The 10507-nt window shown below is 61.3% G+C and carries 10 protein-coding genes; 5 read left to right on the forward strand and 5 right to left on the reverse strand.

Going from position 1 to position 10507, the window contains the following annotated elements; translation table 11 throughout:
• Nucleotides 1-5: 5 nt before the first annotated feature.
• Nucleotides 6-479 carry a ribosome silencing factor gene (rsfS, locus tag HMPREF2678_RS00335; protein WP_034973299.1) on the reverse strand — a complete coding sequence of 158 codons (474 nt, stop codon included), beginning with the start codon at nt 477-479 and terminating at the stop codon, nt 6-8.
• Nucleotides 480-535: 56 nt separating this feature from the next.
• The gene (gene nadD, locus HMPREF2678_RS00340) at nt 536-1174 is read right to left on the reverse strand and encodes a nicotinate-nucleotide adenylyltransferase (RefSeq protein WP_080716112.1); all 639 of its coding nucleotides are present in this window, start codon (nt 1172-1174) and stop codon (nt 536-538) included.
• 204 nt (nt 1175-1378) lie between these two features.
• Between nadD and HMPREF2678_RS00345 the strand changes: the two genes are divergently transcribed.
• Nucleotides 1379-2221: a YwiC-like family protein gene (locus HMPREF2678_RS00345; RefSeq protein ID WP_070550486.1), complete on the forward strand. Its 843-nt coding sequence runs from the start codon at nt 1379-1381 to the stop codon at nt 2219-2221.
• 58 nt (nt 2222-2279) lie between these two features.
• Here the strand turns inward: HMPREF2678_RS00345 and HMPREF2678_RS00350 are convergent, their stop codons facing one another.
• Entirely contained in the window at nt 2280-3584 is a 1305-nt protein-coding gene (locus HMPREF2678_RS00350) for a glutamate-5-semialdehyde dehydrogenase (protein WP_034993520.1), read from the reverse strand.
• A 165-nt stretch (nt 3585-3749) separates the two neighbouring features.
• On the opposite strand from HMPREF2678_RS00350, the gene HMPREF2678_RS00355 reads away from it, so the two are divergent.
• Nucleotides 3750-4112 (forward strand): DoxX family protein, encoded by a 363-nt coding sequence (locus tag HMPREF2678_RS00355; RefSeq protein WP_034993517.1) that lies wholly within the window; start codon nt 3750-3752, stop codon nt 4110-4112.
• 48 nt (nt 4113-4160) lie between these two features.
• Here HMPREF2678_RS00355 and proB read toward each other — a convergent pair whose 3' ends face one another.
• Nucleotides 4161-5420 carry a glutamate 5-kinase gene (gene proB / locus HMPREF2678_RS00360; protein WP_370546763.1) on the reverse strand — a complete coding sequence of 420 codons (1260 nt, stop codon included), beginning with the start codon at nt 5418-5420 and terminating at the stop codon, nt 4161-4163.
• A gap of 142 nt (nt 5421-5562) precedes the next feature.
• Nucleotides 5563-7074: a GTPase ObgE gene (gene obgE / locus HMPREF2678_RS00365; RefSeq protein ID WP_070550487.1), complete on the reverse strand. Its 1512-nt coding sequence runs from the start codon at nt 7072-7074 to the stop codon at nt 5563-5565.
• Nucleotides 7075-7293: 219 nt separating this feature from the next.
• On the opposite strand from obgE, the gene HMPREF2678_RS00370 reads away from it, so the two are divergent.
• Genes HMPREF2678_RS00370 through HMPREF2678_RS00380 form a run of 3 tightly spaced genes read left to right on the forward strand, consistent with a single transcriptional unit; the run spans nt 7294 to nt 10420 of the window.
• Nucleotides 7294-8478 (forward strand): ABC transporter substrate-binding protein, encoded by a 1185-nt coding sequence (locus HMPREF2678_RS00370; protein WP_070550488.1) that lies wholly within the window; start codon nt 7294-7296, stop codon nt 8476-8478.
• Between the two features lie 31 nt (nt 8479-8509).
• Nucleotides 8510-9637 (forward strand): FecCD family ABC transporter permease, encoded by a 1128-nt coding sequence (locus HMPREF2678_RS00375; RefSeq protein ID WP_083303377.1) that lies wholly within the window; start codon nt 8510-8512, stop codon nt 9635-9637.
• A 3-nt stretch (nt 9638-9640) separates the two neighbouring features.
• Entirely contained in the window at nt 9641-10420 is a 780-nt protein-coding gene (locus HMPREF2678_RS00380) for an ABC transporter ATP-binding protein (protein WP_034981014.1), read from the forward strand.
• Nucleotides 10421-10507 lie beyond the last annotated feature (87 nt).

Raw genomic sequence — 10507 nt, forward strand, 5'->3', positions numbered from 1 at the left:
GGGGTTTAAAGCTCGTCTGCGTCCGGCGTGGGGCCGGCCAGCGGCAGGTCGTCGATGCTCGTTGCTTCCAGAACGTCGACTTCTGCATCGACATCCCAGTTTCCGCCACGATCCAGCTGCTCCACACCCTCGACCTCGATCTGCGGGGCATCGCGCCACAGGCGGTCCAGCGCGTAGAACTCGCGCTCCTGCTTGCGCTGGACGTGCACGACGACATTGCCGTAGTCCAGCAGCACCCAGTGCCCCTCGCCACGGCCTTCGCGACGGGTTGGCTTCGGGCCATCCTGGCCTACTTCGTACTCCACCTCGTCGACGATGGAGTTAACCATGCGCTCGTTATCGCCACTGACGATGACGAACACATCGGTGATAGCCAGGCGGTCAGAGACGTCGAGAACCAGGATGTCCTCCCCCAGCTTCTCGGCTGCTGCACGCGCCGCTACTCCGGCGAGCGCGATAGATTCTGCGGTGGCAGTCAAAAAAATTCAGCCCTTCTTGCTTGATTAAAAACACACTCAGTCTAGCAACCCACCAGCTATTCGCTGGAAACGTACATGCCATGCTTGGCGATGTACTGCACCACGCCATCGGGCACCAGATACCACACCGGTCGGCCTTCCGTCGCCCGCTCGCGCACGTCAGTGGAGCTAATGGCCATGGCGGGAATCTCCACCAGCGACAAGCGCCCCGCCGCGACTTCCCTAGACAGGGGATCGTCGCCGCTGCCATCGCCCGCCGGCAGCTCGTAGCCGGGGCGAGTCACACCCACAAAGTGCGCCAGGTCGAAAGTTTTTTCCCAGTCCCGCCATGTCACGATCTTCTGCAACGCATCGGAGCCCGTAATAAAGAACAGCTCGGCCTCTGGGTACTGGGCGCGGATATCCGCCAAGGTGTCGACCGTGTAGGTATCGCCACCTCGGTCGATATCCACCCGGGAGACCAGGAAGCGGGGGTTCGAGGCCGTCGCGATGACCGTCATCAGGTAGCGATCCTCCGCGGCGGACACCCGCTTGTGCTTCTTCTGCCAGGGTTGCCCCGTGGGCACGAAGATAACGACATCCAGGTCGAACAGATCCGCGACCTCGCTGCCTGCAACCAGGTGGCCGTTGTGGATCGGGTCGAAGGTCCCGCCCATGATGCCGACTCTGGTGGGCTGTGTCGTAGTTTTTTGCACAGTACTTTTCTGCTTTCTCGGCTTCCACGGCCACCCGGGGCTTTCCCATCGGGTCGGGAAGATTCTAGTCTGGAGGAATATGGGAACTGGGCACGTAGTACAGGGCACTCAGTACAGGGCACCCAGTGCCGAGCACCCAATGCCATTCACGTGCTTTGTTGCCCAGAATTATAGGTCAAAGATCAGGGAGTTTCCGCGCTAGAAATGAGTACCAACCCGTGGGTTCCAAACCAGCATGGCGCATGGGCAATGCTTCTTTTGCCCATAGTCACCGGCCTGATCACCGCCGCTGTCATTGCCCCTTCCTATGGCAACCCGGTGCAGTGGCTGGCGCTGACGTTCATGCCTTTAGCCTGGATTTTCGGCTACGCGGCCTTCTTCGCGTTCGGCCTGTGGTTTAAGACCCGTGCCCCGTCCCGTCGCCGCGCTTACCTTTGGCCACTGCTCACGTACACTGCGCTGACGATCGCGTGTTGCGCTGTGGTGTTGTTCCTGCAGCCCCGTTTGCTGTGGTGGGCGGTCGCGTTTATCCCGCTGATCGCGGTCGCTGTGATGGAAGTTTTTCGACGCCGCCCCCGCAGCCTCATCTCCGGCATTTCCACGACGGTGGCCAGCGCTTTGATGTACATAGTCGCCGTTTCGGCCAGTGGCTTTTCCGTTCTGCCGTGGTTTTTCAGCGAGGCTCCGGTGGCCATCTGGGTGACGACCCTGATCATCGGCCTGTATTTCACCGGCACGATCTTTTATGTAAAGACGATCATCCGCGAGCGCGACAACGCTCCCTTCGAGCGTGTGTCCCTGCGCTATCACCGGATCGCTTTGTTACTTACGCTGATCACCTCTGTCGCGGCTGCTCTCGACGGCGGCTATGCAGCCAGCGGTCCCCTGATGATCCTGGTGATGGCCGCGGCCGACCTTCGCGCCAAGCTGATCCCACCGATCGCGAAGGCTAACCCGCGCGAGTGGACTCCTAAGAAGGTCGGTATGTGGGAAATCCCCCTCTGTCTGGTTCTGGCGCTCGGCGCCAGCCTGACCCTCGTGGTGTAGCTGTTCTTTCTTTATGACGCCCACTTCTCAACCGGAAAAGCTGGCGCCAAAGCGGCACTTAGGGGCGAACTTGGCCTTCGCCGTTGATGATCCACTTGGTGCTCGTCAGCTCCGGCAAGCCCATAGGTCCGCGGGCGTGCAGTTTCTGGGTGGAGATGCCAATCTCCGCGCCGAAGCCGAACATCTCTCCGTCCGTCCAGGCTGTGGAGGTGTTGATGGAGACAGCGGCTGCGTCGACGTACTGCTCGAAGTAGCTGGTGGTCTTGTAGTCGCGGGCGGCAATACCCTCGGTGTGGCTGGTTCCGTAACGATTGATGTGGGTCACGGCCTCCTCCACGCCATCGACGATGGCCACGGCGATATCGAAGCTCAGGTACTCGTCGGTCCAGTCGGTTTCCTCCGCCGGGACGACGTCGTTGATCAGTGGATCCAACTGATCCTTCTCTCCGTGTAGGGTCACGCCGGCCTTCTGCAGCTCCTCCAGGACGTAGATTTTGTCCGGGTCCGGCAAGGCGGAATCCAGCAGTAGAACCTCGGTGGCGTTGCACACGGAGCAGCGGCGGGTCTTGCCGTTGATAACCAGCTTGGTGGCTTCCTCGATGTCCGCAGAGGAGTCGATGTAGAAGTGGCAGTTACCCGTACCGGTCTCGATGGTGGGCACGGTAGCGCCCAGCACAACGGCGTTGATCAGCCCCGCGCCACCGCGCGGGATAACCAGATCCACCAGACCACGGGCGGTGATCAGGTCCTGCACCGAGTCATGGGTATCGCACGGCAGCAGCTGCACCAGCTCACGCGGCAGGTTGTGGCTTTCAGCCACGTCCTGCAGGATCTGCACCAGCTTCTCGTTGGTGTGGCGGGCGGACTTCGATCCGCGCAGCAGCGGCACGTTGCCGGACTTGATGGCCAGGCCGAAAGCATCGACCGTGACGTTGGGGCGAGCTTCGTAGACCATGCCCATCACACCCAGCGGCACGCGCACCTGCTTCATGCGCAGGCCGTTGGGGCGGGTGTGTCCACGCACGATTTCGCCCACGGGATCAGCCAGGCCGATTACCTGACGCAGACCGCCAGCGATACCGGCAATGCGCTCTTCATCCAGCGCCAGACGGTCTAGCAGGGAGTCGGCGAAGCCGCGCTCCTTGCCAGCAGCAATATCCTTCTCATTCGCCACGATAATATCCGCCGCGTTAGCCTCCAGCGCATCTGCCGCGTCTGCCAGCAGATCGTTCTTCTGCTGGGTGTTCAGCAGCAGCTGGGAACTGACCTCCTTGGCCTTTTTAGCCTTGGCTAGAACCTCGTCGCGTTCTGCCTGGCGTTCCGGGGAAAGAGCGTTCTCTTTAGCGTCGTTGGAGTTTGTCATACCAACCCATGCTAGCGAACCAGCCCCTAAGCTGCGCCGTGTTGCATGGAAACCGGAAACAGCATTGGCTCTTCGAGAGTAGTGTGGCTTAAAGTCCACTTCTCCGAAGACAAGGCGTACTTTCATGTATCGCTCTGTCCTCGATCTTCGCAGAAAGGAATCCGAATGAGTTCCCTAGCAACAGGTGGCAGCTACCTTTTGGCCGCCGTTCTCGCCGGTGACGCATTGATTTCCGTCAAGCCACCTAAGTTCATACGCCGTTGCCTGGAGGGCGTTAAGTTCCCCGAAGATTGGTGGTGGACGCTGATCGCGATCAAGTCTCTCGCAGCCACAGGCCTGGTTTACGGTGCGGCTACCGGCAACGCTTCAGTCGCGACAACCGTCTCGGTAGGTGTACTGGGCTATTTCCTTTCCGCAATCATCGCTCACATTAAGGCGAACTTCCTCGGATCAGAATTCTGGATCAACTGCCTGGGAATGACGGCTCTTAGCGCAGGCGTCCTCTCCCTCAATGTGGCCTCCAAGTAGCTAAGCGCAGCTTAGCCCCGGGCCGAGGCCCCACAGCCCTACTACCTACTAGCCCTTTAGCTGCGCTCGGTTGGCGTAATGGGACATGTAGTCGGCGTGCACAACCGGCCTGCGGGCGAACTCCGGCAGGTCGGAGGTCGATTGGCCGATCAAGTCGTGGAGCATTGCGGAATCGTAGGCCACCTCGCCGCGGCCAATCATCTTTCCATCCGGCCCCACCAGATCCACCACATCGCGCTGCGAAAAGTCGCCCTCGACCTTGGTGATGCCCACCGACAACAGGGACTTGTGCCCCTCCGTCACTGCGCGTACCGCACCGGCATCCAAGTGCAGCTGGCCATGCGAATCCGCGGCGTAGAGCACCCAGAACTTCCACGCGCTCAGGCGATCCTGATCCGGCCAGAAGCAGGTTCCTACCTCCGCGGTATCCAGGGCCGCGCCGATGTTATCCGTAGAGGTCAATAGCACCGGCACACCCGCACGGGAAGCCAAGCGGGCGGCAGATACCTTGGCCGCCATGCCACCTGTACCCAGTCGCCCACCATCTCCAGCGACCACGCCCTTCAAGTCCTTGGAAGACTTCACCTCGGCAATGAACTGCGCACCCGGCTCGGCCGGGTTGCGGTCGTACAGGCCGTCCACATCGGACAGCAGCACGCACGCATCAGCGAACGCCAGGTGGCTCACCAACGCGGCCAAGCGATCGTTGTCGCCGAAGCGCATCTCAGAAGTAGCGACCGTATCGTTTTCATTGACAATCGGTACGGCCTTCAGCTGGCGCAGACGGTCGATCGTTCGCTGAGCATTGCGTGCCCGGTCGCGCTCTGCGGCGTCCGAAGCAGTAAGTAGAACCTGGCCGATCGTACGACCGTAACGGGCGAAGCTACGCGCCCACTCCTGGGCCAGCAGCACCTGGCCGACAGACGCGGCGGCCTGCTTTGTGGCCAGATCGGTGGGGCGCTGGGCAAGCTCCAGCGGGCCCATTCCGCAGGCCACAGCACCGGAGGAAACGACGATGAGGTCGGTGTCGCGCGCCATGCGTGCCTCCAGCGCGTCGGCGATCATGTCGATCTGGTTCGGATCCACGCGACCATCGTCATCGGTCAGGGAGGACGAGCCGATCTTCACTACCAACCGGCGGGCATGGGCGATATCGCTACGAACAGAGGAATCGTGCCCCATCGCCGGATCGTCTTCATCCGCTTCCGGTTCGGGGAACTCAATGGATGTCGCGGGCACCACCGGACCCGGCTCATGCACTGGCCTTTGCCCGTAGGTAGGCACTGGCTTCACTGGTTCGGGAGTCATCTCCCCCGGCCCCGCGTAGCTAAACGCAGACTGGGCTGAACTGAACTCTTTATCGGCTGCAACGTCGGATTCGGAGGATGACATACGTTCCAGTATGCCAGCCGCCGCTCGCCCCCGGTGCGGTTTGGGGGCAACGGCAGCGCTAGCCTTGCCAGCGCTCGCGCTCTGCGATCTCCCCGTCGCCGAAGTCGTTCTCGTCGATCAGGCCACGGCGAGCCTGGGACGCACGCTTGCGTTCTTCCGGGGTGGCGCGGGTGTTCTGCTCCAGGCGCATATCGGTGCCGCGTCCGCTGCGCATGACGTCCACGCCCGCGGCGGTCTGCGGGTCCCACTCGAAGGTGATTTCCCCGATGGTCACCTCACTGCCCGCGTCGGCGCCAGCCTTGTACAGCGCTTCCTCCACACCGGCTTTGGCCAGGCGGTCGGCCAGGTAACCCACGGCCTCGTCGTTCTCAAAGTCGGTCTGGCGGATCCAGCGCTCGATTTTTTCGCCGCGGACGATGAAGGCATCTTCGGCAGATGGGTCGGCTTCCACTTCGAACTCGGCAAAGCGCCCACCGGAGCGCTTCCGCAGCCCCTTCGGGGTAATGATCTGCGCGGGCTTCTCCTCCACCGGGTGCGCCTTGCGGTGCTCCTTCACGATGTCCATCAGCGCGTACTTCAGCTCATCCAAGCCCTGGTGCGCGATGGTGGAAATGCGGAAGATCGGCCAGCCAAACTCCTTGAGCTCCTCTTCCTGCAGGTCCGCCATGTCGGAGGCATCCGGCACGTCCATCTTGTTCAGAATGATCACGCGCGGGCGTTCACGCAGGTCGCCCAGCCCGGAGTCACTCGCCAGCTCTTCCTGGTAGTTCGCTAGCTCTTTTTCCAGCGCCTTGATGTCAGCGACCGGATCGCGATCGGCTTCCAGCGAGGCGGCGTCCACAACATGGGCCAGAACCGCGGTGCGCTCGATGTGGCGCAGGAAGTCCAACCCCAACCCCTTGCCTTCGCTAGCACCCGGAATTAGACCCGGCACATCGGCGATGGTGAAAACCTCGTGGCCGACATTGACCACGCCCAGATTCGGCGCGAGGGTCGTAAACGGGTAGTCCGCGATCTTCGGCTTCGCGGCCGAGACCACGGAAATCAGCGAGCTCTTGCCCGCCGAGGGAAAGCCGACCAACCCGACGTCGGCCATGGACTTGAGCTCGAGGGTGATGTCTTTTACCTCGCCTGGTTCGCCCAGTAGCGCGAAGCCCGGTGCCTTCCTGCTTTTGGACGCCAACGCGGCGTTTCCCAACCCGCCGTGTCCGCCCGCGGCGACGATCATCCGCGTGCCCTTGCCTGTCAGGTCGGCAAGCGCTTCGCCCTTTGAGTCAAGAACCACGGTGCCCTCCGGCACCTGGAGTACGAGGTCCTCCCCGCGAGCGCCGTGGCGATGATCGCCGGCGCCATTGTTGCCGCGCGGAGCTTTGATGTGCGGGTGAAAGTGGAAGTCCAGCAGGGTGTGAACCTGCGGGGAGACTTCCAGGATGATGTCTCCGCCGTGGCCACCGTTACCGCCATCGGGGCCGCCGAGGGGAACGAACTTTTCGCGGTGCACGGAAGCACAGCCGTGGCCACCGTCACCGGCCTGCAGATGCAGAACGACGCGATCAACGAATTGTGGCATAGCTTTCCCTTGCTTTCTTTTCGCCCCAATTAATTCTTCGAGCTCCGAGTCTATCTGTGTTTGGAGTGGTGGCCTAAAAGGGTGGCGAATCTAAACCCGGTGTTTCCTCCATAGGGGTACATGAACTATAGTTAGCGTACCCTTGCCAATGGTAAGGCTAAGCTATGTATGAGAGTGGGCTAAGCCCTTGCTCTCGCACACCTCACGTAAGGAATAACAATGCGTTTTTCTCCGCTTCGCAAAGTCTGCGTCGGCGTCGTAGCAGCAACCGCTGCCCTCGGCCTCGCAGCCTGCGGCGCATCTAACCCCGGCGACGGCGACTCTTCCGACGCGAAGAAGTCCGGCTCCTCCATTACCGTCACCGACGTGACCGGCCGACAGGTCACCTTTGACTCTCGCCCAGAGAAGATCCTCCTCGCAGAGGGTCGCGGACTGTTCGCCACCTCCATCCTGAACAAGGAGAACCCAACGGAGCACGTCGTGGCCATCGGCTCCGACCTGCACTCCGCCGCTCCCACCTTCGAGGAGAAGCTCTCCAAGGTGCATCAGAAGTACGGCGACCTCCCGACCGTTGGAGACATCTCTAAGGGCGACGTGACCGTGGAGAACCTGCTTGCTCACAAGCCAGACGTCACCGTGCTTTCCCTAGACCACAAGAAGGCCGCCGAAGAATCCGGCCTGCTGGACAAGATGGATCAGGCTGGTCTGAAATACGTCTTTAGTGACTTCCGCCAGAAGCCACTGGAAAACACCACCAAGACGATCAGCCTCTACGGTCAACTTCTAGGCAAGGAAGATAAAGCCAAGGAGTTCAATGACTTCTACGACGGCAAGGTTAAGAACGTCACCGACCGTGCAAACAAGGCAAAAGACAAGCCGAAGACCCTGGTCTGGCGCGCGGCGGGCATGAAGGACTGCTGCGGAACTGTGAAGAATTCCAACCTCGGCGATCTGGTGAACGCTGCAGGCGGAAAGAACATCGGCGACGAACTGCTGGACACGGAATCCGGGGACCTCACCGCAGAGAAGGTCCTTGCCGAACAGCCAGAGCAGATCATTGCCACCGGCGGCGCATGGGCCAAGGATCCCGAAAAGCCCGAGGTGCTGCCGCACGTGGAGCTCGGCTACACCGCCAAGCCCGACGTATCTGAGAAGACCCTCAAGGGACTGCTTGCCACGCCTGGCTTTAATGCTCTGAAGGCTCCCAAGGAGGGCAAGCTACACGCGGTTTACCACCAGTTCTACGATTCCCCGTTGAACGTTTTCGCCCTTGAGCAGTTCGCACAATGGTTGCACCCTGAACTGTTCAAGGACCTAGACGTAGAGAAGGACTTCGCGGACTTCCACAAGAACTGGCTGCCGTTCGAGTACTCCGGAACGTTCTTCACCTCCACCAAGAGCTAACACCAAGAGCCAAGCCCAAGAAGTAACCCCCATGTCCCACCTTGTAATCCCAGAAAAGTCATCGACGGAAGAAGGCGAGATAGCCGACGAGCGCGATGCTGCGCTTCCGGCCGAAGCCAACGCGGTTGTCAAACAGTATCGCCGTCAGGCCAGGCGGAAGATCCTCGCCATCCTCGCACTGGCCATCGCTGCTTTCGCAGCCTTCGCCATCGCCACGATCGTCGGCCCCATCGACCTGAGTTTGATGGAACTATGGAAGGCCCTCATCGACCCCAACGGGGTGGATGAAACAACCCACACCGTCCTTTGGAACCTGCGTCTGCCTGCGTCTGTGATGGCCGTCCTCATCGGCGCCTCGCTTTCCCTATCCGGGGCGCACATGCAAACCATCCTGGATAACCCGCTGGCAGAGCCGTTCACCCTTGGTATCTCCGCAGCAGCGGCGTTCGGCGGAGCCGCATCGATTGTGTTGGGCTGGACGGTGTTGGCCAACCCGCAGTTCAACCTCGCGGCCGTGGCCTGGGTGGCCTCGCTGGTGGCGGTATTTATCGTGGCTGGCGCTTCATTGTGGCGCGGCGCCAGCGCAGAATCGATGATTCTGCTCGGAATTGCGCTGGTGTTCCTGTTCCAGGCAATGCTCTCCCTGATGCAATACCGCGCGACGACCGAAGCACTGCAGCAGATCGTGTTCTGGACGATGGGTTCGCTACAGCGCGCGAACTGGACGTCCAACGCAATCATCGTTGGTGCACTGGCGATAGCGATACCTTTCACCGTCCTGAACTCGTGGAAACTCACAGCCCTACGACTGGGCGATGATCGCGCGGCGGCGCTGGGGATCAATGTCCAGCGCTTGCGCGTCACCACCCTCGTAGTCTCCTCCCTACTGGCGGCCAGCGCGGTGGCATTCGCGGGCGTGATCGGCTTCATCGGCCTGGTCGGCCCCCACGTCGCCCGCATGCTCGTCGGCGAGGACCAGCGCTACTTCGCCCCCGCTTCCATGGCGGCCGGAGCCCTGTTGCTGGCCGCTGCACACGCAGTATCGATCACTGTGGTTCCGGGCGTGGCGGTGCCGATCGGCATCATCACGTCCCTGGTGGGAGTTCCCTTCTTCCTCATTCTGGTGTTCGTCCGCCGACGCACGGTCTGGGGGTCCTAGCCCATGCTGACTATCGAAGATATTCACGTCCGCTACGGCAAGAATCCGGTTCTGCAGGGGGTATCGGCTTCCGGCTTCCAGCCGGGGTCCATCACCGGCCTGTTGGGGCCCAATGCCGCGGGAAAGTCCACCCTGGTGAAGACGATCGCTGGGATACAGAGGGCCTCATCAGGCACCTGCCGCATCACCAGCAACGGCGAGGAACTATCCGGCAGTAACCGGCGCGACGCGATTGGTTATGTGCCGCAAGACCTGCTCTCTAGTGCTTCCCTGACGGCCTTCGAATCGATCCTCGTGGCGACGAAACGATCGACGCGCCGGGCAGCCACCGCGACTGCACAGGAACAAGCGGCTGCAGTGCTGGAGCGGCTGGGGATTACGCACCTGGCTTCGCGCTATGTTCACGAACTATCGGGTGGGCAGCGGCAGCTGGTCGCCGTGGGACAAATGCTGGTGCGCGAGCCCGAGGTGCTACTTCTGGACGAGCCGACGTCTGCCCTGGATCTGCGGCACCAGGTGGAGCTGCTGCAGCTCATCCGCAGAGAGGTATCCCAAAAGGATTCGATCGCGCTGATTGCGATTCACGACCTGAACCTGGCGGCGCGTTACTGCGATCAGCTTATTGTGCTGCACCGTGGGCGCCTGATGGCGCAGGGGCAGCCTTCCGAGGTACTGACCCCGGGGCTGTTGGAAGAGGTCTACGGACTGCGGGCGAAGGTGCTTGACGATGCTGGCACGCCAGTGATCTGCCCTGTCGAGGAGTCAGCGCCGAGCCACTTGTAGCATTGCTACTTCAAGACAAGCCCCGGTCCTGCCGGGGCTATGTTTATGGCCAGAATCAGGGTTAAGTAGCAAAAAGTGTGTCTGACT

The sequence above is a fragment of the Corynebacterium sp. HMSC058E07 genome (assembly GCF_001809885.1).
In the GTDB taxonomy this organism is placed as follows: domain Bacteria; phylum Actinomycetota; class Actinomycetes; order Mycobacteriales; family Mycobacteriaceae; genus Corynebacterium; species Corynebacterium macclintockiae.

Coding starts and splice junctions, on each gene's coding strand:
- obgE (WP_070550487.1), bottom strand. CDS start 7,074: ATGCCACAATTCGTTGATCGCGTCGTTCTGCATCTGCAGGCCGGTGAC.
- HMPREF2678_RS00350 (WP_034993520.1), bottom strand. CDS start 3,584: ATGACAAACTCCAACGACGCTAAAGAGAACGCTCTTTCCCCGGAACGC.
- HMPREF2678_RS00380 (WP_034981014.1), top strand. CDS start 9,641: ATGCTGACTATCGAAGATATTCACGTCCGCTACGGCAAGAATCCGGTT.
- HMPREF2678_RS00370 (WP_070550488.1), top strand. CDS start 7,294: ATGCGTTTTTCTCCGCTTCGCAAAGTCTGCGTCGGCGTCGTAGCAGCA.
- proB (WP_370546763.1), bottom strand. CDS start 5,420: ATGACTCCCGAACCAGTGAAGCCAGTGCCTACCTACGGGCAAAGGCCA.
- HMPREF2678_RS00355 (WP_034993517.1), top strand. CDS start 3,750: ATGAGTTCCCTAGCAACAGGTGGCAGCTACCTTTTGGCCGCCGTTCTC.
- HMPREF2678_RS00345 (WP_070550486.1), top strand. CDS start 1,379: ATGAGTACCAACCCGTGGGTTCCAAACCAGCATGGCGCATGGGCAATG.
- HMPREF2678_RS00375 (WP_083303377.1), top strand. CDS start 8,510: ATGTCCCACCTTGTAATCCCAGAAAAGTCATCGACGGAAGAAGGCGAG.